Below are 20,715 nucleotides of genomic sequence, written 5' to 3'. Positions count from 1 at the left end.
GGGCGATTTGCTGGATCGCCCAACCACACGAGAGCTGTAAGTAGTGATTGCCGGTCCTTTGCATTAACTGCAAGGACCGGCTTTTTTTTCGTCGGTCGACCGGAGGGGCGTCATACAAAGCGCCTAAGCTGTAGATACGCCGCGCGCCCTCGAGCCGCGGCCGGCGCGCGTGTGTGTCGCCGCGAGCGCACGCCTGGCACGCAGGTTGCGTGGTTTCCGATTTGGGTCCGTCGAACGACGGGGCGAGGACTTTAACAAGGAGAGCGAACCGATGAAAACCCAACGCAATCAGCAAAGGATCGTAGCCGCCGCGCTGTGCGCGGCGCTCACGCTCGGATTGGCGGGCGGTGCATACGCGCAGCAGGCGGGCGTGAGCGGCGGCTCCGCCACCGACAACACCAGCGCGGGCAATACCAACGGCGGCGGCCTGCCGCAAGTGCAGCAGCAGGGCGACGTGTCGTATGTGTCCGGCGGCGTCGGCCAGGACGAATCGCGCGCGCTGCGCGCGGCGCAAAGCGAGTGGCCGCTGACGCTGCGTTTCACCGGCCCGACCTCCAATTTTCTCGCCGACGTGCAGGTGCGTATCGTCGATGCGCATAACGGCGAGGTGCTGAACACCACGTCGCGCGGACCGTTCATGCTGGTCCGGTTGCACCCGGGCCGCTACACCGTGCACGCGAAGTACAACGACCGCGAGCAGACCCACACGGTGACGGTGCCGGCGCACGGCAACGTCAAATCCGCGTTTATCTGGAGCGGCAAGTAACGGCGTAACAGCGGGTAACAGCGGCGCAACCTCGCGCGCCGGCCCGGCGCGCAGGGAAGCCCGCGCAGGCGGCTGAAGTTTCGCCGATAATGAAGCCACGGGCGTGTCCCGTGGCTTTGCCGTTGCTGCGGCAAGCGCCCGCGTTGAGTGCCCATCCATCACGGAGTCCGGACATGAGCGATGCGTCGACATCTGAGCAAAAGCCTGGTGGCCACACCATCGTGATTCACGAGAATAGCCACCGCGTGCGCGTGATTCACGGCGGCGTGACGATGGCCGACACCCAGGCGGCGCTCACGCTGTGCGAAACCGGCCTGCCGGACGTGGTCTATTTTCCGCGCGAGCACGTGAACATGGCCCGGCTCGAACGCTCGACGCACAGCTCGCACTGCCCGTTCAAGGGCGACGCATCGTACTTCCATCTGCGCACCGAAGACGGTCTGATCGAAAACGCGGTGTGGAGTTACGAGGCGCCGTTCGAGCAGGTCGGACAGATCAAGGGCTATCTGGCGTTTTACACATCGCGCGTCGATCGCATCGATCAGACGTCCTGATCCCGCGGCCCGCGCGTTCATCGGGGGAGGCTGTCATGGAACTGAACCAGGCGGTACGGATTCCGCTCGCGCCGGCCGAAGTCTGGGACGCGTTGCAGGATCTCGCGCTGTTGCGTGCCAGTCTCGACAATTGCGAGTCGTTCACCCGGCTTGCCCACGGCGAATACGCGCTGACCATGACGGTGCCGCTCGGCCCGTTGCGCGCCCGTTACGAAGCGCGCGCTCATGTCGCCGGCCAGGATTCCGGCCCCGCCGACGCGCAGCGCCGCACGATCAACTTCAAGGCACGCGCCGAAGGCGTCGGCGCGTTGCGCGGCCAGATCGAAGTGCGTCTGCGCGGGGACGAGAGCGCGTATGGCGGCGGCCGCGAGCGCGGCACGCGGATCGATTACACGATCTGGGCGACTTCGTCCGGACCGCTCGCCGAACTACCGGTGCGCCAGCTCGAAAACGCCTTGCATCAACTGGCCGACGATTTCTTCACCGAATTCGACGCGGTCGTGCGCGCCAAGCACGGCACGGGGCCGAACCGCGCGCGCGGGGCGGCGCCGCGTCGCCAGCACGTGTTTCTGCGGCCGATCTCGCTCGGCGCAATCGCGCGCCGCACGCGCGTCGAGCACGGCAGCGCGCTCAGCGGGCGCGCGGCGAGCGCGTCGCATAGCTGGTCGCAGGGCGGCTCGCACCACGAGCCGGGTCAACACGTCGTGCCGCACTGGGCATGGGCAGGGATGATCTTCGTGGTCGCGCTGCTGCTGTATCTGGTGCGCTGGATCAGCGAGCATTGACGCCGCGAAAATCGCGCCGCCACGCCGACGGCGACGTGCGAAACGCGTCCGCGAAATGCTGCCGTAGCGAGGCCGCCGAGCCGAACCCCGCGCTCGCCGCGATCGCCTCCACCGACTCATCACTGCTTTCCAGCAACTGCTGCGCGCGCGCGAGCCGCTGCGCGAGCAGCCACGCGCCGACCGTCGTGCCGGTCGCGAGGCGGAAGCGTCGCGTGAACGTGCGGCGGCTCATCAGTGCGCGGGCGGCGAGCGTGTCGAGCGTATGCGGCGCGGCCAGATTGCCGCTGACCCAGTCGAGCAGACCGGACAGCCGGTCGCCGCGCGGATTCGGCGGCATCGGCTGCTGCACGTATTGCGCCTGGCCGCCTTGCCGGTGCGGCGATACCACGAGGCGCCTCGCCACATAGTTCGCGGTCTGCGCGCCGCAGATCCTGCGCAGCACGTGCAGACAGCAGTCGAGGCCGGCCGCGGTGCCGGCCGAGGTCAGCACGTCGCCGTCGTCGACGTAGAGCACGTCCGGGTCGAGCCGTACCCGCGGGTAGCGGCGCGCGAAGTCGTCGGCCCACGCCCAATGGGTCGATGCGGGCCGGCCGTCGAGGATGCCGGCCGCGGCCAGCACGAACGCGCCGAGACACAGCCCGACCAGCAACGCGCCGCGCGCGTGCGCGGCCCGCAATGCGTCGAGCAGCGCGGCGGGCGGGGTTTCGTCGGGATCGCGCCAGCTCGGCACGATGATCGTCTGCGCGTCGGCGAGTGCGTCGAGCCCATGCGTGAGCGCGATCGAGAAGCCGGCGGTCGTCGTGAGCGGGCCGCTTTCCGCCGCGCAGACGCGGAAGTCGAAGTCGGGCACGCCGCCGCCGCGGCGGTCTTCGCCGAACACCACGCAGGGCACCGACAGGTGGAACGGACTGATGCGGTCGAACGCGATGACCGCGACGACGTGACGGGGCGTGCCGTCGCGCCTGTCGCCGCGCAATGCGGGAGTGGTCATGGCCAGCGCCTCCGGGATACACGATGGCCCGATTCTAGCGAAGCTTGTCATGCGGGTCGCTGTCGCGTGAACGGCGGGGGAGCAACAATGAGTTCATTGCGGCGGCGTGCCGACCGTCTCACCTCGGCCGCCACGCCGCCCGCGTCATCCATCTTTCGACAAGGAGCCTTGCCATGACCACCGTCGCGCCGCGCCGTGCGCTGATCGTCATCGACGTGCAGAACGAATACGTGAGCGGCGATCTGCCGATCGAATTTCCCGACGTGCAGACTTCGCTCGCCAACATCGGCCGCGCGATCGATGCCGCGCGCGCCGCCGGCGTGCCGGTCGTGGTCGTGCAGAACATCGCGCCGGCGACCTCGCCGCTGTTCGCGCGCGGCAGCGTCGGGGCGCAGTTGCACGCGGTCGTGAGCTCGCGCGCTCATGATCATTTGATCGAGAAGTCGCTGCCCAGCGCGTTCACCGGCACCGATCTGGCCGACTGGCTCGCCGCGCGCGAGATCGACACGCTGACCGTGACCGGCTACATGACGCACAACTGCGACGCGTCGACGATCAACCACGCGGTCCATGCGGGGCTCGCGGTCGAGTTCCTGCACGACGCGACCGGTTCGGTGCCGTATGAGAACAGTGCGGGGTTCGCGAGCGCGGAGGAGATTCATCGCGTGTTCAGCGTGGTGCTGCAGTCGCGCTTCGCGGCGGTCGCCAGCACGGACCAGTGGCTTGCGTCGCTGCAAAGCGGCGCCCCGCTCGAGCGCGGCAATATCTATACGTCGAATCAGACGGCGCGGGCTCGCAGCGCGGTGGCGTGAGCGAGGCATAGGGAAGGGACGCGGTGCGCGCCGGCCGCGCCCAGAAACGACAAGGGCGGTTCATCCCGAACCGCCCTTGTCGTGAGCTAACTCGTAAGCCACCGTCTAGGACGCGGCCTTGTTCCGCAGTGCCGGACTCAACCGCAACGCGTCGAACATCCCTTCGACCATCTGCTCCGCATGCGCGCCGAAATCCGTCGCGTCGGGCAAAAACAGCATGTCGCGCAGCGCGCCGCCGACGAACGCATGCACCATCGTCGCCGCGAGCCGGGTGTCGAGTTCGGCGGGCAGTTGCCCCTTCGACACCGCATTGCGCAGACCGCCTTCGATCTTCTTGAGCCCCTCGCGCATATTGGTCTGGTAGCGCTCGACCATCGGACCCATGTCCTCGACCAACTCGCATTTGAGAAACAGGATGTCGAACACGCGCCGGCGGCGCGGGTCGTTGACGGTGTCGCGCAGACACACCACGCACACTTCGATCAGCCGCCCCAGCGGATCGGGCTCGTTCGGATCGAGCGACGCCGCTTTCAGCTCGTCGAGCGGCAGCAGCACGCGGTCGAACATTTCCGTGAAGAGATCGCTCTTGTGCGCGAAGTGCCAATAGATGGCGCCGCGCGTGACCCCGGCCGCCTGCGCGATATCGGCCAGCGACGTGCGCGAGACCCCTTTCTCGAAAAAGACCAGCTCGGCCGCGTCGAGAATCCGGTTGCGCGTCTCCAATGCCTCTTCTTTGGTTCTTCTGACCATATAGGTATGACCTGCACTGATTGTGGGGCTTCCACGGACCGCATTTAAGTCAGTCCGGTGACAATCCAACTACGTTTGAGCGAATGACGAAGCGATCTTGCGAGTCCCCGGCCAGCAAGCGACGTAAATGCACTTTTACATGCATTCGTGAATGTATATATAATAGCACCCCACGATCGGATGGCCCAAGCCGTGACGACCGGTTAATATCCGTCACTGTTGCCTTTCAAAACACTCCCGCGCCTGCCCCGAACGGCAGGCGCCGTGCGGCATTCCCGGGTTGGCGCATTTCTCAGCAGGGTGCCCTTGCAGCGCGGTTGGCAGCGCTGGGCGTCCGGTCAAGCGTCGCAAGACGCCTGTGTGCGCTGTCGTCCCCGGGGTAGGGATGCGCGCACTTTTTCATTCTCAGTCTTTGACAGAGGTTGCTCCATGCGCGTCGAACGGGTTCCATTCCGCTTAATCAGTGCCGCGACGGCTGCCATTTTGCTGGCGGCATGCGGACCAAAACAATCAGCCCCGCCGCCACAGGCGCCCGAAGTCGGCGTCGTCACACTCCAGCCGACGACTGTGCCCGTCGTCACCGAACTCCCCGGCCGTACCAGTGCCTTCCTCGTCGCGCAGGTGCGCGCACGGGTCGACGGCATCGTGCTGCGCCGCGAATTCACCGAGGGTAGCGAGGTCAAGGCCGGCCAGCGTCTGTACAAGATCGATCCGGCGCCGTACATCGCGTCGCTGAACAACGCGAAGGCCACGCTCGCGAAGGCGCAGGCGAACCTCGCGTCGACCACCGCGCAGGCGAGCCGCTACAAGGTGCTGGTCGCGGCCAACGCGGTCAGCAAGCAGGACTACGACAACGCGGTCGCCGCGCAAGGCCAGGCCGTCGCCGACGTCGCCGCCGGCAAGGCCGCGGTCGACACCGCGCAGATCAACCTCGGCTATACCGACGTGACCTCGCCGGTGAGCGGCCAGATCGGCGTGTCGCAAGTTACGCCGGGCGCGTTCGTGCAGGCGAGCGCCGCGACGCTGATGGCCACGGTCCAGCAGCTCGATCCGGTCTACGTCGACCTCACGCAGTCGAGCCTCGACGGCCTGAAGCTGCGCCGCGACATGCAGGAAGGCCGTCTGAAGACGACCGGCCCGGGCGCCGCGCAAGTGTCGCTGGTACTCGAAGACGGTCGCGTCTATTCGGAGAAGGGCAAGCTGCAGTTCACCGACGTCACCGTCGACCAGGGCACCGGCTCGGTCACGGTGCGCGCGATTTTCAAGAACCCGAACCGGGTGCTGCTGCCGGGCATGTTCGTGCGCGCGAAGATCGAAGAGGGCGTCAACCAGAACGCGTTGATCGTCCCGCAAGTCGGCATCACGCACGACCAGAAGGGGCAGCCCACCGCGCTGGTGGTCGGTGCCGACAACAAGGTCGAACTGCGTCAGCTGGCGACCGCCGGCACCTTCGGTACGTACTGGGTGATCTCGGACGGTCTGAAGCAGGGTGATCGCGTGATCGTGCAGGGCGTCGACAAGGCGCGCCCCGGCCAGGAAGTCAAGCCCGTGGCGGCGCAGCTGCCGGCCACGCCGGCTTCCGGCGCGGCCGCAGGCGGCGCGCCGGCGGCGAGCGGCGCAGCCCCGGGGCAACCCGCGGCTCAACCCGCCTCCGCCGCGTCGGGCGCGTAATAACAGGGAGCCCGCCTCATGGCAAAGTTCTTTATTGATCGCCCGATTTTTGCATGGGTGATCGCCATTATTCTGATGCTCGCGGGTATCGCGTCGGTGTTCACACTGCCGATCGCGCAATACCCGACCATCGCGCCCCCGGCCGTGCAGATCAGCGCGAACTATCCGGGCGCCTCGGCGAAGACGGTGGAAAACACCGTCACGCAGGTGATCGAGCAGCAGATGAGTGGTCTCGACCACCTGCTGTACCTCGCGTCGACTTCGGACGACTCGGGCACGGCCACCATCACGCTGACGTTCGCGGCCGGCACCAATCCCGACATCGCGCAGGTGCAGGTGCAGAACAAGCTGCAACTGGCTACCCCGCTGCTGCCGCAGGTCGTGCAGCAGCTCGGTACCAAGGTCACGAAGTCGAGCAGCAGCTTCCTGCTGGTGATGGCGTTCGTGTCCGAAGACGGCAGCATGACCAAGTACGACCTCGCGAACTACGTCGCGTCGAACATTCAGGATCCGATCAGCCGTATCGACGGCGTGGGTACGGTGACGCTGTTCGGCTCGCAGTACGCGATGCGGATCTGGCTCGACGCGAACAAGCTGAATAACTTCAGCCTCACGCCGGTCGACGTCGAAACCGCGTTGCAGTCGCAGAACGTGCAGGTCGCGGGCGGTGCGCTCGGCGGCACGCCGTCGGTGCCGGGTCAGGTGTTGCAGGCCACCATCACGCAGGCCACGCTGCTCAACACTCCCGAGCAGTTCGGCAACATTTTGCTGAAGGTCAACAAGGACGGCTCGCAGGTGCGCCTGCGCGACGTCGCGCGGATCGAGCTCGGCGGCGAAAACTACAACTTCGACACCAAGTACAACGGTCAGCCGACCGCCGGCTTCGGTATCCAGCTGGCAACCGGCGCGAATGCGCTCGCCACCGCGAAGGCGGTGCGCGCGAAGGTCGCCGAACTGTCGAAGTATTTCCCGCACGGTCTGGTGGTCCAGTATCCGTACGACACCACGCCGTTCGTGCGTCTGTCGATCGAGGAAGTGGTCAAGACGCTGCTCGAAGGTATCGTGCTGGTGTTCCTGGTCATGTACCTGTTCCTGCAGAACCTGCGCGCAACCCTGATCCCGACGATCGCGGTGCCGGTGGTGCTGCTCGGCACGTTCGCGATCATGAGCATGGTCGGCTTCTCGATCAACGTGCTGTCGATGTTCGGTCTGGTGCTCGCGATCGGCCTGCTGGTGGACGATGCGATCGTGGTGGTGGAAAACGTCGAACGGGTGATGCAGGAGGAGGGCTTATCGCCCCGCGAAGCGACCCGCAAGGCGATGGACCAGATCACCGGCGCGCTGATCGGCGTGGCGCTGGTGCTGTCGGCGGTGTTCGTGCCGGTGGCGTTCTCGGGCGGCTCGGTCGGCGCGATTTACCGGCAGTTCTCGCTGACGATCGTCGCGGCGATGGTGCTGTCGGTGCTGGTCGCGTTGATTCTGACGCCGGCGCTGTGCGCGACGATCCTCAAGCCGATTCCGAAGGGGCATCACGAAAAGGCCACCGGTTTCTTCGGCTGGTTCAACCGTACCTTCAACTCGAGCCGCGACAAGTATCACTCGGGCGTGCACCACGTGATCAAGCGCTCGGGCCGCTGGCTCATCATCTATATGGTGGTGATCTTCGCGGTGGGTCTGCTGTTCGTCAAACTGCCGAAGTCGTTCCTGCCTGACGAAGACCAGGGCACGATGTTCGTGCTGGTGCAAACGCCGTCGGGCTCCACCCAGGAGACCACCGCGCGCGCGCTGAAGGACGTGTCCGACTACCTGCTCCACGACGAGAAGGCGATCGTCGAGTCCACCTTCACGGTGAACGGCTTCAGCTTCGCGGGTCGTGGCCAGAACGCCGGTCTCGTGTTCGTGCGGATGAAGGACTACGCGCAACGCCAGCATGCGGACGAGAAGGTGCAGGCACTGGTGCGCCGGTTGTACATGCACTTCGCGGGCTATAAGAACGCGACGGTGTTCCCGGTCAATCCGCCGTCCATTCCCGAACTCGGCACCGCCGCGGGTTTCGACTTCCAGTTGCAGGATCGCGCCGGTCTCGGCCACGCGAAGCTGATGGAAGCGCGCAACATGCTGCTCGGTCTCGCCGCGAAGGATCCGACGCTCGCACAGGTGCGTCCGAACGGCCTGAACGATACGCCGCAGTTCAAGGTGAATATCGATCGCGAGAAGGCGGAAGCGCTCGGCGTGTCCGTGTCCGATATCAACACGACCTTCTCGGTCGCGTGGGCATCGGCGTACGTGAACAACTTCCTCGATAGCGACGGCCGGATCAAGAAGGTGTACCTGCAGGGCGACGCGCCGTTCCGGATGAAGCCGGAAGACGTCAGCGCCTGGTTCGTGCGCAACAGCGCGGGCGCGATGGTGCCGTTCTCGGCCTTCGCGAACACCGAGTGGATTTTCGGTTCGCCGAAGCTCGAGCGCTACAACGGTATCTCGTCGGTGGAAATCCAGGGCGCGGCCGCACCGGGCAAATCGACCGGTCAGGCGATGGCGGCGATGGAATCGCTCGTCACCAAGCTGCCGGCGGGTGTCGGCTACGAGTGGACGGGTCTGTCGCTGCAGGAACGCCAGTCGGGTTCGCAGGCGCCGATTCTGTACGGCATCTCGATCCTCGTCGTGTTCCTGTGTCTGGCGGCGCTGTATGAAAGCTGGTCGATCCCGTTCTCGGTGATCATGGTGGTGCCGCTCGGCGTGATCGGCGCACTGCTGGCCGCGACGCTGCGCGGGCTCGAGAACGACGTGTTCTTCCAGGTGGGTCTGTTGACCACCGTCGGTCTGTCGGCGAAGAACGCGATTCTGATCGTCGAGTTCGCGCGCGAACTGCAGCAAAGCGAAGGGATGGGGCCGGTCGAGGCCGCGCTCGAAGCTGCCCGTCTGCGTCTGCGCCCGATCCTGATGACCTCGCTCGCGTTCATTCTCGGCGTGTTGCCGCTCGCCATCAGTAACGGCGCCGGCTCGGCCAGCCAGCACGCGATCGGTACCGGCGTGATCGGCGGGATGCTGACCGCGACCTTCCTCGCGATCTTCATGATCCCGATGTTCTTCGTGGTGATTCGCGCGAAGTTCGGCGGCGAGAAGGAAGACCCGGACGAGGCGCTCAAGCACTACGAACAGCATCATCCGCACGATCCGCAAGGCGGCGCGGCGGGTGACTCGGGCAACGCGCCGGAGGGCAAGGATGCCGGCAAGGACTCGGGCAAGGATGGGCATTGAGATGCAAAAACACTCTTTGATTGCAGTGGCGGTGGCATTTCTCGCTGCGGGTTGCACGCTGGCGCCGCATTACGAGCGTCCGGCCGCGCCCACGACAGCCACCTTCCCGAGCGGCGGCGTGTATGACCAGCAGCCGGGCACGGCCGGCGCGCGCAGCGCGAACGGCCAGGCCGCGGCCGACATCGGCTGGCGCGATTTCTTCGTCGATCAGCGTCTGCAGGAGCTGATCGCGATCGCGCTGAAGAACAACCGCGATCTGCGCGTGTCGGTGCTGAACATGCAGGCGTCGGCCGCGCAGTACCGGATCGTGCGCGCGGGCCTGCTGCCCACGCTCGACGCGGCCGCGTCGGGGACCCGCCAGCGCACTCCGGCCGATCTGACCTTCAACGGCCAGACGCTCTCCACCACGTATTCGGTCGGGCTGAACGCGTCGTGGGAAATCGACTTCTTCGGGCGCGTGCAAAGCCTGAAGGACCAGGCGTTGGCCACTTACCTGGGTACCACGCAGGCGCGCAAGGCGGCGGAAATCTCGCTGGTCTCGCAGGTCGCGAACCAGTACATGACGCTGCTCGAACTCGACGATCTGCAGAAGGTCACCGAGGACACGCTGGCGAACGCGAAGGAGTCGTACCGGATCACCAAGGTCCAGTTCGACAACGGCACCGGTACGGAACTCGATCTGCGTCAGGCGGAAACGGTCGTCGAGACCGCGAACGCGAACCTGCAAGCGCAGGCGCGTCTGCTCGCGCAGGCCGAAAACGCGCTGGTGCTGCTGGTCGGCGAGCCGTTGCCGGCCGATCTGCCGCGCGGCTTGCCGTCGAACGACCAGCACCTGCTGACCGATATTCCGGCCGGGCTGCCGTCCGATCTGCTGACGCGTCGTCCCGACATCATGGAGGCCGAGCAGAACCTGCTCGCGGCCAACGCGAATATCGGCGCGGCGCGCGCGGCGTTCTTCCCGAAGGTCTCGCTGACCGGCAGCTTCGGCACGCTGAGCCCGACGCTCGGCGGGCTGTTCAAGCCGGGTTCGGCGGCGTGGAGCTTCGCGCCGTCGATCACGCTGCCGATCTTCGAGGGCGGCCAGAACCTCGCGAACCTCGATCTCGCCAACATCCAGAAGAAAGAACAGATCGCCACGTATGAAAAGGCGATCCAGACCGCCTTCCGGGAAGTGGCTGACGGCCTCGCCGCGCGCGGCACCTACGATCAGCAGATCGCGGCGCTCGAACGCGATACGGCGGCCGAGCAGCGCCGGCTCGATCTGTCGAACCTGCGTTACAAGAACGGCGTCGACAGCTATCTGACGGTGCTGACCGCGCAGACCGCGTTGTACGAGGCGCAGCGCGCGCTGGTGACCGCGCGGATGGAGCGGTTGCAGAACCTGGTGACGCTGTACCAGGCACTCGGCGGCGGCTGGATCGAGCACACCGGCGACCAGCCGCGTCCCGCGGACGCGCCGGTCGACTACGGTGCGGCGAGCGCGCCGGTCGCGGCTTCGGCGGCGACGGCGGGGTGAGCGCGCAAGCTCGATGAAGCGCTGACGCAAAGCAAAAACGCCACGGCATGCCGTGGCGTTTTTTTATGCGCGGCATTCGGCGCCGCGCGGATCGAAGCGGTTGGCCCCGGCGAGCGCTTCGTGAGTCTCAGTGGGCACTCATCGCGTGCCGCCGGCGCCGCCCCTCGCTCAATGCAGATCCGCGGCCCGCAGCATCTCGTTGTGTTGCGGCTCGCCGCCCGCGCGCGCATCGAGATCGTGGCCGGCGCGGCGAATCTCGCACGTGGCCTTTTTCTCGCTCTTCACGCCGTTGAAGATCAGGTTCAGCACGACCGCGGACACCGACGCCAGCAGAATCCCGCTATGCAGCAGCGGCGACAACGCCGGCGGCAGCTGCGAGAAGAAGTGCGGCGACACCACCGGCACCAGCCCGAGCCCGATGCTGACCGCGACGATGAACAGGTTGTGCTGATTGCGCACGAAATCGACCCGCGACAACACCTTGATGCCGTTCGCCGCGACCATCCCGAACATCACGATGCCGGCGCCGCCGAGCACGAACGGCGGCACCGACGCGACCACCTGCGCCATCTTCGGAAACAGCCCGAGCAGCACCAGAATCACGCCGCCCGTCGCGCAGACGAAGCGGCTCTTCACGCCGGTCACGCCGATCAGCCCGACGTTCTGCGAGAACGACGTATGCGGAAACGAGTTGAAGATCCCGCCGATCAGCGTGCCGAGCCCGTCGACGCGCAGCCCGCGCACCAGCGTCTTCTGATCGACCGGCCGATCGACCATGTCGCCGACCGCGAGGAACATGCCGGTCGATTCGATGAAGGTGACGAACATCACGGTGACCATCGTCGCGATCGACAGCGGATCGAAGTGCGGCAGTCCGAAATGAAACGGCATCACGAAGCCGACCCACGGCGCGTGGGTGACGCCGTCCATGTTGACGCGGCCGAGCAGCAGCGCGATCACGAAGCCCGCGACGATGCCGAGCAGCACCGCGATGTTGGCGATGAAGCCCTTCGCGAACTTGTTGATCAGCAGGATCAGCGTGAGCACCAGCAGCGACAGGCCGAGATAGACCGGATTGCCGTACTCCGGATTGCCGACGCCGCCGGCCGCCCAGTTGATGCCGACTTCCATCAGCGACAGCCCGATCACCGAGATCACCACGCCGATCACGACCGGCGGGAAAAAGCGCAGCAGCTTGCCGACCGCCGGCGCGAGCACAATGCCGATCACGCCCGCCGCGATCGTCGAGCCGAAGATATCGAGGATGCCCAGCGAAGGATTGGTGCCGATCGCGACCATCGGCCCGACCGCGGCGAACGTGCAGCCCATGATGACCGGCAGGCGGATCCCGAAGATCCACAGCCCGAGCGTCTGGATCAGCGTGGCGATCCCGCACGAAAACAGATCGGCGCTGATCAGAAAGGCGATCTGATCCTTCGGCAGTTTCAGCGCCGCGCCGACGATCAGCGGCACCGCGACCGCGCCCGCGTACATGACCAGTACGTGCTGGATACCGAGGGTGAGCAACTGGCCCGCGGGTAGGCGCTCGTCGCACGGGTGAACCGTGTTCGCTTGCATATCGTCTCTCTCCACCATCTCGTTTGGGATGACTCCAAGGTATCGGGGACGAAAAAGCGCAACAAGACCGCTGGCGGCTATTCCGGCATTCCCGGCGACGATATGCGGGGGCGTCGTTTGAAAGGTGAATTAAAGGTGCACCGGTGGGCGATTAATCGCGCAGCGGCGCCGGGCCCCGTGGGGCGGCGAATCCGCGCGGCACGGCGCGCGCGGACTGTCGATTCGTTGCGCGCCGGCATATATGTGAGAATCAATGACGTGTATCACGGCCCGCACATAGTCCTGTTTCGACGCGCGTCGCGGCGGGACGGGGTTAACCCGCGAAGCCGGGCTTTCTCATCTCCACTCATCTTCATTTCGACGTCCTGACCGACGTCCCGACACCCATGAGTTTTCTCGGCATCGATCTTGGCACCGGCTCCCTGAAAGCGGCAATCGTCGACGAGGAGGGGCGCGAGCAGGCGGTGTCGAGTGTCGCGTATGCGCTCGATACGCCCCATCCCGGATGGGCCGAAATCGACGTGCGCATCTGGTGGCGCGCGCTCGTCGACGCGCTCGCGCAACTGCCGCGCGAGTTGCGCGACGGCGTGCGCGCGATCGGTTTTTCCGGGCAGATGCATGGCGTCGTGCTGGTCGATGCGGCCGGCGCCGCGGTGCGGCCCGCGCTGCTGTGGCCCGACTCGCGCGCGCTCGACCTGCTCGACGCGTGGCCCGAGCCGCAGCCGAACCCGGTCGCGCCCGGCATGGCCGGGCCGCTGCTGCGCTGGATTTTGCGCCACGAACCGCAGAGTGCGCGCCGTACGCGCTGGGCGTTGCAGCCGAAGGACTGGCTGCGGGTCGCGCTCGGCGGCGCGTGCGTGACCGATGCGTCCGATGCGTGCGCGACCGCGCTCGCCAGTCCCGCCGGCGGGTGGGACGACGCGCTGCTGGCGCGGCTGGCGATTCCGCGCGAGTGGTTCGCGCCGTTGGCGCCGTCGTATGCGGCCGCGGGCACGCTGTCGGAGCGGGCCGCGCGAGAACTCGGTTTGCGCGCCGGCATCGTGCTCGCGACCGGCGCCGCGGACACGCCGTGCGCGGCGCTCGGCAGCGGACTGTCAGCCGACGGCGACGCGTTGCTGACCACCGGCAGCGGCGGCCAGATCGTCGTGCTCGCGAACGACGAACCGGCGGCGCTGCGAGGTCTGCATTGCTATCGCGCGGCCAGCGATCACTGGTACCGGATGGCGGCGATGCAGAACGTCGGCATCGCGCTGGAGCGGGTGCGCGGGTGGCTGTCGTTTGAGTGGGCGGATGCTTACCGGGAAGCGTTTGGGGATCCGAACTATCTGGCCGCTGACGGGGCGTCCGGCGTTGCGGCGCCCGTTTGCGCATCGAACCTGACTTTCCTGCCGTACCTGACCGGCGAACGCACGCCGTGGCTCAACCCGCAGGCGCGGGGCGGCTGGCTCGGTTTATCGCTCGAACACACGCGCGGTGCGATGATGCGCGCCGCGTTCGAAGGCGTCGCGTTTTCGCTGCGCGCGGGGCTCGACGCGATCCGTGCGAGCGGCGCGAGCGTGACCGCGCTGAAGCTCGCGGGCGGCGGCTCGGTCGATGCGCGCTGGCGGCAACTGCTCGCCGATGCGCTCGATGTCGAGTTGTACGCGCTCGACTGCCCGAACGCGGCGCCGCGCGGCGCGGCGATCCTCGGCGCTCTAGCGTGCGGGCATTGGCAGACGCGCGATCTGGCCGCGCTCGCGCCGGGCGCGACACGCGTCGCCGGTCCGCGCGGCGATGCGGCGCTCGCCGCGCGTTATGCGCGCTTCGTCGAGCTGTATGGCTGCGTCGAGCCGTGGTTCGGCGGCGGCGCATCGGAGCGCGACGGGCAGAAGTAACCGCCCAGCACCGCAGCCAGCTCGTAGCCGCAATCGCCCAGCAACACCTACGCGGCAATAACCGCGCAGCCCGAAATGCAAAACGGCGGCACGTCACCGTGCCGCCGTTTTGCATTCAACGCGTCCCGCGCCGCGCTCAATGCCGCTTCAACAAACTCCCGCCATACACGAGCGCCGACAGCACGGTGATCCAGAAGCTGGTCGGCCAGTCCGTATAGAACGCGAGTGTCAAACCGAGCCACGCCTGCGCGAGCGCGAACAGCGCGGCCAGCACCAGCCCGGTCGAGAGCCGCGTGCTGAGGTTCTGCGCGGCGGCGGCCGGGCCGACCATCAGCGTGAACACCAGCAGCACGCCGACGATCTGCGTGCACGCGGCCACCGCCAGCGCGGCGATCGCCAGAAACAGCACCGACACGCGGCGCAGCGACACGCCCTTCGCTTCGGCGAGTTCCGGCTGCAGCGACGCGAACAGCAGCGGCCGCATGATCGCCGCGAGCGCGGCGAGGCTGACCACGCCCAACGCGGCCAGCACGCCGAGCGTCGACGTATTCACGCCGAGCACGTTGCCGAACAGCAGCGCGGTGACCTGGGTCGCGTACGCGGTGAAGAAGTGCAGGAACAGCAGCCCGAAGCCGAGCGACAGCGACAGGATCACGCCGATCGCGACATCGCGTCCGGCGAGCCGCTCGCCGAGCGCGCCCATGCCGACGCCGGCCGCCAGCGTGAAGCCGATCATCCCCCAGATCGGCGAGATGCCGATCAGCACCGCGCCGGTCGCGCCGGTGAAGCCGACGTGCGACAGCGCGTGACCCGCGAAGGTCTGGCCGCGCATCACCAGAAAATAGCCGACCACCCCGGCCAGCACCGCGACGATCCCCGACGCCGCGAATGCGTTGACCATGAAATCGTATTCAAACATCGTGCTTGTGTCCGTCGCGAGAATCGTGCTGGTGGGAGTGATGGTGCGAATGCCCGTGGTCGTGCGAGTGACCGTGCGAATGGCCGCCGTCCTCGTCGTGTTCGTGCTCGTGATCGTGCTTCTCGACCTCGACGCCGCCCGACATCACGAAGATGCGGCCATTCACGCGCATCACGTCGATCGGCGAACCGTACAGGCGCGACAGCACCGGCCGGGTGATCACTTCATCGACGGTGCCGAGCGCGGCCACGCCGCTGCCGAGATACAGCACGCGGTCGAGCGAATTGAGCAGCGGATTCAGTTCGTGCGCGGAAAACAGCACCGCGATGCCGAGTTCCTGCTGCACGCGCCGCACCAGTTCGACGACGCTTTTCTGATGATGCGGATCGAGACTGATCAGCGGTTCGTCGAGCAGCAAAAGCTTCGGATTGCCAAGCAGGCATTGTGCGAGCAGCAGGCGCTGGCGCTCGCCGCCCGACAGTTCCGACAGCGGCCGCAGCGCGAGCTTGCTCGCGCCGACCAGATCGAGCACCCGGTCGACTTCCGCGCGGGTTTTCGCATCCGCGTGCGGCAGGCCCCAGCGATGCCCATCGGCGGCCATCGCGACGAAATCGCGGCCGCGTACGCGGCGTCCGGCGAGTGCGCTGCGCGTCTGCGGCATATAACCGATCGACGCGTTGCCGCGCTCGACCGTCTGCCCGAGCACGCGGATCGCGCCGCCCGCAGCCGGCACGAGGCCGAGCACCGCGCGCATCAGCGTGGTTTTGCCGGCGCCGTTCGGGCCGAGCACGCCGATGAATTCGCCCTGATTCACGACGAAGCTGGTGTCGCGCAGGATCGTGCGGCCGCCGAGGTCGAGCGTTACGTGCTCGAGTTCGAGCACCGGCGCGTTACCGCGGGCGAGGGGGGGCGTACCCGCTGGCGCTTGCTGGCCAGTCGATGTCATGGGGTGGTTCCTTTGGCGTTGGCTTCGCCCGCGGCGAGCGCCCGTTCGAGCGCGTCGAGCTGCGCGAGCATCCACGTCTGATAGGTCTTGCCGGCCGGCAAGGTTTCGGTGACGCTCAGCGTCGGCACCTTCGATTGCTGCGCAAGCTTCAACATGCGTTGGGTCAGGGCCTCGGTTGCCTGGCTGTTATAGATCAGCACGCGCACACGGCGCTCGCGCAGATCGCGTTCGAACGCGGCGATGTCTGCCGCGCTCGCTTCGGTGTCGTTCATCGCGGCGAGCTGGAAGCGCTGGTTGCGCATCTGCAGACCGATCGCGTCCGCCATGTAGCCGAACACCGGCTCGGTCGCGGTGACCGGCACGCCGGCGTAGCGGCCGCGCAGCGCGGCGACCTTCGCGTCGATGGGTTTGAGCGAGTCGAGAAACTTCGCGAGGTTCGCATCGTACGCCGACTTGTGCGCCGGGTCAGCAGCGACGAGCGCGGCGCTCACCGCGCGCGCGACTTTCGGCATCGTCGCCGGGTCGTACCACAGGTGCGGATTGTCGCCGCCTTTCCTGCCGGTCAGGTCGGCCGCGACGATCACGGTGCGCTGCGCGCCTTTTGATGCGGCCAGCAGTTTGGCCATCCACGGATCGTAGTCGGCGCCGTTGTAGACGACGAGGCTCGCGTGCTGCAACGCGCGCGCGGTGGCCGGGCTCGCTTCGAACAGATGCGGGTCCTGGTCGGGATTGCTGAGGATGCTGGTGACCGCGACGCGCTCGCCGCCGAGCTGGCGGACCACGTCGCCGTAGAAGTTTTCCGCCGCGACGACCGGGATCGGGGTGGCGGCGGCCGGCGCGGTTTTCGCGTCGGCGGCGAAGGCGGCGTGGCCGAACGCGAGCGCGACGGCTGCGAGCAGATAAGCGGGCAGCCAGGCGGCCAGATTCCCGGCCAGATTTCCGGCCAGATTTCCGGCCAGATTTCCGGCCAGATTCGTGGATAAATTCGCGGACAAATTCGCCGACCGTTGCGCGGTCCGGTTCTCAGGCAACTTCGCAGTCAGACTCGCCGGCAAGCCCGTCGACAGCTTCAGCGCGCGTCGCGCCGTCGTGAACATCGAACTGATTCTTTTCATCGTTGTGTCCTGCTGCTTGAGAGTTGTTCGAACCACCGGCGGTGGCAATGACGGGTCCGGCTCGCGTGCGACGTCGGCGGCCGGCTTCATGAGGTCGATGGCCCGGCAGCGTCCCCGCCGTCCTTCGCCGCGCGCGCACATTGCGCACACAAGCCGCTCAGCTCGATCACCTGCCGATGCACCTCGAAACCGTGCGCGGGCGCGCTGTGCGACAGCTGATCGGCGAGTTCGGCGCCGGGAATCTCGACGGTCGCGCCGCAGCGATCGCACATCAGAAACTGGCTGCGATGCGGAACCCCGACTTCGCAGCAGGCGACGAACGCGTTCTTCGATTCGATCCGATGCACGAAGCCATGCGCGACGAGGAACTCGAGCGCGCGATAGACGGTGGTCGGCGGCATCCGGCCGCGCTCGGGGGCGAGCGCGTCGAGCAGTTCGTACGCGCCGATCGGCCGCTCGCTCGCCAGAATCGCCGCGTACACCTGGTGGCGCAGCGGTGTCAGCGCGAGGCCCTGAGCCCGCGCGTGCGCTTCGGCGTGCGCGAGCCGCATGGCGTGCCGGTCGGCGGGCAGGGTGGTCATCGGCGTGGATCTCCTGATGGGCGAGGGGCGCACTAACGGACTTCGGAAGCCCAACGCGCGGCAAGGCCGAAATGATATAACGTATCGCGCCTTTTTGTCAGCGGGCGCTTTTCATTCCCGGCGTCCGCGCTGGTGCTCGCCGTAACGCTCGCTCCGCCGCCAGCGCCCGTCGGAGCCGCAGCCATAGCAGCAGCCCCCGCCGCAGCCCCCGCCGCAGCCGCAGTCCACGCCAACCCCTGCCGCGCTGCACCATCGAAATCTGCCCGTTCACCTTGACATGGCCCGGTCCGTATCCGATCATTCGACCACTAACAGAGCAAATGATCACGCAATGGGCGTTCGCTCACCGCGCGACAGCAAGCACAACGAACCGGAGACAGGCAGTGGCGCGATTGCAGGACAAAGTGGCCATCTTGACGGGCGCGGCCAGCGGCATCGGCGAAGCGGTCGCGCGGCGCTATCTCGACGAAGGCGCGCGCTGCGTGCTGGTCGACGTGAAGCCGGTCGAGAGCATCGGCGAAACGCTGCGCGCCAGTTACGGCGAGCACGTGCTGGCGGTCAGCGCCGACGTGCGGCGGCGCGAGGACATCGAGCGCATCGTCACGAGCACGCTCGCCGCCTTCGGCCAGATCGACATCCTCTTCAACAACGCGGCGCTGTTCGACATGCGCCCGCTCCTCGACGAATCCTGGGACGTGTTCGACCGCCTGTTCGCGGTCAACGTGAAGGGCCTGTTCTTCCTGATGCAGGCGGTCGCGCGGCAGATGGTCGAGCAGGGCCGCGGCGGCAAGATCATCAATATGTCGTCGCAGGCGGGCCGGCGCGGCGAGGCGCTTGTTTCGCACTACTGCGCGACCAAGGCGGCGGTGTTGAGCTATACGCAGTCCGCGGCGCTCGCGCTGGCGCCGCATAAGATCAATGTGAACGGCATCGCGCCGGGCGTCGTCGATACGCCGATGTGGGGCGAGGTCGACGCGCTGTTCGCGCGCTATGAGAACCGGCCGCTCGGCGAGAAAAAGCGCCTTGTCGGCGAGGCGGTGCCGCTCGGCCGCATGGGCGTGCCCGACGATCTGACCGGCGCCGCGCTGTTTCTCGCATCGGCGGACGCCGACTACATCACCGCGCAAACGCTGAACGTCGACGGCGGCAACTGGATGAGCTGAACCGGAACTGGAAGCGGGCCCGCCGCTTGCTGATGGCGGGCGATTTCGTCAACGAACGCAGCACCACATAACGTACGAGAAAGGAGACAACGATGAAACCAGCTTTCAAATTCGCGCTAAAGACAGCCAGTGCCGGCGCGGCCGCCTGCTTCGCGCTGGGCGCGTCGGCGGGCACGGTGACGATCGCGACGTTGAACAATCCGGACATGATCGAGCTGAAGAAGCTCTCGCCGGCGTTCGAAAAAGCCAATCCCGACATCAAGCTGAACTGGGTGATTCTCGAGGAAAACGTGCTGCGCCAGCGCGCGACCACCGACATCACGACCGGCAGCGGCCAGTTCGACGTGATGACGATCGGCGCGTACGAAACCCCGCAATGGGGCAAGCGCGGCTGGCTCACGCCGATCACCAATCTGCCCGCCAATTACGATCTGAACGACGTGGTGAAGACCGCGCGCGACGGGCTGTCCGCGAACGGCCAGTTGTATGCGCTGCCGTTCTACGTCGAAAGCTCGATGACCTATTACCGCAAGGACCTGTTCGAGAAGGCCGGCCTGAAGATGCCCGACCAGCCGACCTACGAGCAGATCGCGCAATTCGCCGACAAGCTCACCGACAAATCGAAGGGGCAGTACGGCATCTGCCTGCGCGGCAAGGCCGGCTGGGGCGAGAACATGGCGTACGGCACGACGGTGGTGAACACCTTCGGTGGCCGCTGGTTCGACGAGAAATGGAACGCGCAGCTGACCTCGCCGGAATGGAAAAAGGCGATGACGTTCTACGTCGATCTGCTGAAGAAAGACGGCCCGCCCGGAGCGAGCTCGAACGGCTTTAACGAGAACCTCACGCTGATGTCGTCGGGCAAGTGCGCGATGTGGATCGACGCGACGGTCGCGGCCGGCATTCTGTACAACAAGCAGCAGTCGCAGATCGCCGACAAGGTCGGCTTCGCGGCGGCACCGATCGCGGTCACGCCGAAGGGCTCGCACTGGCTGTGGGCGTGGGCGCTGGCGATTCCGAAGTCGTCGAAGCAGGCCGATTCGGCGAAGAAGTTCATCGCGTGGGCGACCTCGAAGGAATACATCGAGCTGGTCGCGAAGGACGAGGGCTGGGCCTCGGTGCCCCCGGGCACCCGCCAGTCCACTTACGCACGGCCCGAGTACAAGCAGGCCGCGCCGTTCGGCGACTTCGTGCTGAAGGCGATCGAGACCGCGGACCCGGATCATCCGACGCTCAAGCCGGTGCCGTACACCGGTGTGCAGTTCGTCGGGATTCCTGAGTTCCAGTCGTTCGGCACGGTGGTCGGGCAGAGCATCTCCGGCGCGATCGCCGGGCAGATGACGGTCGACCAGGCGCTGGCGGCCGGCAACGCGGCCGCCGATCGCGCGGTCAAGCAGGCCGGCTATCAGAAGTGACATGACCGAAGCCGGCAG

17 protein-coding genes are annotated in these 20,715 nt (G+C 66.7%); 10 read left to right on the top strand and 7 right to left on the bottom strand.

The window, feature by feature from the left end; all coding sequences use genetic code 11:
* Window positions 1–271 precede the first annotated feature (271 nt).
* The 3 genes from BTH42_RS20090 (at window position 272) to BTH42_RS20080 (ending at window position 2,105) form a co-directional block, all read left to right on the top strand.
* Entirely contained in the window at window positions 272–766 is a 495-nt protein-coding gene (locus BTH42_RS20090) for a hypothetical protein (RefSeq protein WP_075302628.1), read from the top strand.
* A gap of 173 nt (window positions 767–939) precedes the next feature.
* The gene (locus BTH42_RS20085; RefSeq protein WP_075302626.1) at window positions 940–1,320 is read left to right on the top strand and encodes a DUF427 domain-containing protein; all 381 of its coding nucleotides are present in this window, start codon (window positions 940–942) and stop codon (window positions 1,318–1,320) included.
* Window positions 1,321–1,355: 35 nt separating this feature from the next.
* Window positions 1,356–2,105 (top strand): CoxG family protein, encoded by a 750-nt coding sequence (locus tag BTH42_RS20080; protein ID WP_075302624.1) that lies wholly within the window; start codon window positions 1,356–1,358, stop codon window positions 2,103–2,105.
* Here BTH42_RS20080 and BTH42_RS20075 read toward each other — a convergent pair.
* Complete coding sequence (locus tag BTH42_RS20075) at window positions 2,092–3,096, bottom strand: helix-turn-helix domain-containing protein (protein ID WP_075302622.1); 1,005 nt, start codon at window positions 3,094–3,096, stop codon at window positions 2,092–2,094. The two genes, BTH42_RS20080 and BTH42_RS20075, sit on opposite strands and share 14 nt — an antisense overlap.
* A gap of 173 nt (window positions 3,097–3,269) precedes the next feature.
* Between BTH42_RS20075 and BTH42_RS20070 the strand changes: the two genes are divergently transcribed.
* On the top strand, window positions 3,270–3,908 hold the full coding sequence (locus tag BTH42_RS20070; RefSeq protein WP_075302620.1) for a cysteine hydrolase family protein: 639 nt from the start codon (window positions 3,270–3,272) through the stop codon (window positions 3,906–3,908).
* A gap of 105 nt (window positions 3,909–4,013) precedes the next feature.
* Here the strand turns inward: BTH42_RS20070 and BTH42_RS20065 are convergent, their stop codons facing one another.
* Window positions 4,014–4,658 (bottom strand): TetR family transcriptional regulator, encoded by a 645-nt coding sequence (locus BTH42_RS20065; protein WP_075302618.1) that lies wholly within the window; start codon window positions 4,656–4,658, stop codon window positions 4,014–4,016.
* Window positions 4,659–5,087: 429 nt separating this feature from the next.
* On the opposite strand from BTH42_RS20065, the gene BTH42_RS20060 reads away from it, so the two are divergent.
* From BTH42_RS20060 to BTH42_RS20050, 3 genes are read left to right on the top strand one after another with little or no spacing between them, the layout of a single operon-like run.
* A complete protein-coding gene (locus BTH42_RS20060) occupies window positions 5,088–6,329 on the top strand; it encodes an efflux RND transporter periplasmic adaptor subunit (RefSeq protein WP_075302616.1) in 1,242 nt (413 codons plus the stop codon).
* A gap of 18 nt (window positions 6,330–6,347) precedes the next feature.
* The gene (locus tag BTH42_RS20055) at window positions 6,348–9,590 is read left to right on the top strand and encodes an efflux RND transporter permease subunit (protein ID WP_075302614.1); all 3,243 of its coding nucleotides are present in this window, start codon (window positions 6,348–6,350) and stop codon (window positions 9,588–9,590) included.
* Window position 9,591: 1 nt separating this feature from the next.
* Window positions 9,592–11,106 carry an efflux transporter outer membrane subunit gene (locus BTH42_RS20050; RefSeq protein ID WP_143752137.1) on the top strand — a complete coding sequence of 505 codons (1,515 nt, stop codon included), beginning with the start codon at window positions 9,592–9,594 and terminating at the stop codon, window positions 11,104–11,106.
* Window positions 11,107–11,274: 168 nt separating this feature from the next.
* Here BTH42_RS20050 and BTH42_RS20045 read toward each other — a convergent pair whose 3' ends face one another.
* Window positions 11,275–12,684 (bottom strand): nucleobase:cation symporter-2 family protein, encoded by a 1,410-nt coding sequence (locus BTH42_RS20045; protein ID WP_075302610.1) that lies wholly within the window; start codon window positions 12,682–12,684, stop codon window positions 11,275–11,277.
* A 386-nt stretch (window positions 12,685–13,070) separates the two neighbouring features.
* Between BTH42_RS20045 and BTH42_RS20040 the strand changes: the two genes are divergently transcribed.
* On the top strand, window positions 13,071–14,558 hold the full coding sequence (locus BTH42_RS20040; RefSeq protein ID WP_075302608.1) for a xylulokinase: 1,488 nt from the start codon (window positions 13,071–13,073) through the stop codon (window positions 14,556–14,558).
* A gap of 136 nt (window positions 14,559–14,694) precedes the next feature.
* Here the strand turns inward: BTH42_RS20040 and BTH42_RS20035 are convergent, their stop codons facing one another.
* The 4 genes from BTH42_RS20035 to BTH42_RS20020 all read right to left on the bottom strand — a co-directional run bounded on the left by BTH42_RS20035 (window position 14,695) and on the right by BTH42_RS20020 (window position 18,119).
* Complete coding sequence (locus tag BTH42_RS20035) at window positions 14,695–15,477, bottom strand: metal ABC transporter permease (protein WP_075302606.1); 783 nt, start codon at window positions 15,475–15,477, stop codon at window positions 14,695–14,697.
* Window positions 15,470–16,423 carry an ABC transporter ATP-binding protein gene (locus tag BTH42_RS20030; protein ID WP_075302604.1) on the bottom strand — a complete coding sequence of 318 codons (954 nt, stop codon included), beginning with the start codon at window positions 16,421–16,423 and terminating at the stop codon, window positions 15,470–15,472. Before BTH42_RS20030 ends, BTH42_RS20035 begins: the two co-directional genes overlap by 8 nt.
* Window positions 16,420–17,538, bottom strand: a complete 1,119-nt coding sequence (locus BTH42_RS20025; RefSeq protein WP_256702102.1) for a metal ABC transporter solute-binding protein — start codon at window positions 17,536–17,538, stop codon at window positions 16,420–16,422. The genes BTH42_RS20030 and BTH42_RS20025 overlap by 4 nt, the downstream gene beginning before the upstream one ends.
* Window positions 17,539–17,624: 86 nt before the next feature.
* Entirely contained in the window at window positions 17,625–18,119 is a 495-nt protein-coding gene (locus BTH42_RS20020; RefSeq protein ID WP_075302602.1) for a Fur family transcriptional regulator, read from the bottom strand.
* A 383-nt stretch (window positions 18,120–18,502) separates the two neighbouring features.
* On the opposite strand from BTH42_RS20020, the gene BTH42_RS20015 reads away from it, so the two are divergent.
* Together BTH42_RS20015 and BTH42_RS20010 are read left to right on the top strand one after the other, a co-directional pair.
* A complete protein-coding gene (locus BTH42_RS20015) occupies window positions 18,503–19,282 on the top strand; it encodes an L-iditol 2-dehydrogenase (RefSeq protein WP_075302600.1) in 780 nt (259 codons plus the stop codon).
* Between the two features lie 92 nt (window positions 19,283–19,374).
* Window positions 19,375–20,697 carry a sugar ABC transporter substrate-binding protein gene (locus BTH42_RS20010; RefSeq protein WP_075302598.1) on the top strand — a complete coding sequence of 441 codons (1,323 nt, stop codon included), beginning with the start codon at window positions 19,375–19,377 and terminating at the stop codon, window positions 20,695–20,697.
* Window positions 20,698–20,715: the final 18 nt, after the last annotated feature.

The sequence above is a fragment of the Burkholderia sp. SRS-W-2-2016 genome (assembly GCF_001931485.1).
Taxonomy (GTDB): domain Bacteria; phylum Pseudomonadota; class Gammaproteobacteria; order Burkholderiales; family Burkholderiaceae; genus Paraburkholderia.
Note: the sequence above shows the minus strand (reverse complement) of the source record. Positions and strands in the feature narration are given on the sequence as shown.

Excerpts from the sequence above, each read along its gene's own strand:
- BTH42_RS20090 (WP_075302628.1), top strand. The coding sequence starts at position 272 with ATGAAAACCCAACGCAATCAGCAAAGGATCGTAGCCGCCGCGCTGTGC.
- BTH42_RS20085 (WP_075302626.1), top strand. The coding sequence starts at position 940 with ATGAGCGATGCGTCGACATCTGAGCAAAAGCCTGGTGGCCACACCATC.
- BTH42_RS20080 (WP_075302624.1), top strand. The coding sequence starts at position 1,356 with ATGGAACTGAACCAGGCGGTACGGATTCCGCTCGCGCCGGCCGAAGTC.
- BTH42_RS20075 (WP_075302622.1), bottom strand. The coding sequence starts at position 3,096 with ATGACCACTCCCGCATTGCGCGGCGACAGGCGCGACGGCACGCCCCGT.
- BTH42_RS20070 (WP_075302620.1), top strand. The coding sequence starts at position 3,270 with ATGACCACCGTCGCGCCGCGCCGTGCGCTGATCGTCATCGACGTGCAG.
- BTH42_RS20065 (WP_075302618.1), bottom strand. The coding sequence starts at position 4,658 with ATGGTCAGAAGAACCAAAGAAGAGGCATTGGAGACGCGCAACCGGATT.
- BTH42_RS20060 (WP_075302616.1), top strand. The coding sequence starts at position 5,088 with ATGCGCGTCGAACGGGTTCCATTCCGCTTAATCAGTGCCGCGACGGCT.
- BTH42_RS20055 (WP_075302614.1), top strand. The coding sequence starts at position 6,348 with ATGGCAAAGTTCTTTATTGATCGCCCGATTTTTGCATGGGTGATCGCC.
- BTH42_RS20050 (WP_143752137.1), top strand. The coding sequence starts at position 9,592 with ATGCAAAAACACTCTTTGATTGCAGTGGCGGTGGCATTTCTCGCTGCG.
- BTH42_RS20045 (WP_075302610.1), bottom strand. The coding sequence starts at position 12,684 with ATGCAAGCGAACACGGTTCACCCGTGCGACGAGCGCCTACCCGCGGGC.
- BTH42_RS20040 (WP_075302608.1), top strand. The coding sequence starts at position 13,071 with ATGAGTTTTCTCGGCATCGATCTTGGCACCGGCTCCCTGAAAGCGGCA.
- BTH42_RS20035 (WP_075302606.1), bottom strand. The coding sequence starts at position 15,477 with ATGTTTGAATACGATTTCATGGTCAACGCATTCGCGGCGTCGGGGATC.
- BTH42_RS20030 (WP_075302604.1), bottom strand. The coding sequence starts at position 16,423 with ATGACATCGACTGGCCAGCAAGCGCCAGCGGGTACGCCCCCCCTCGCC.
- BTH42_RS20025 (WP_256702102.1), bottom strand. The coding sequence starts at position 17,538 with ATGAAAAGAATCAGTTCGATGTTCACGACGGCGCGACGCGCGCTGAAG.
- BTH42_RS20020 (WP_075302602.1), bottom strand. The coding sequence starts at position 18,119 with ATGACCACCCTGCCCGCCGACCGGCACGCCATGCGGCTCGCGCACGCC.
- BTH42_RS20010 (WP_075302598.1), top strand. The coding sequence starts at position 19,375 with ATGAAACCAGCTTTCAAATTCGCGCTAAAGACAGCCAGTGCCGGCGCG.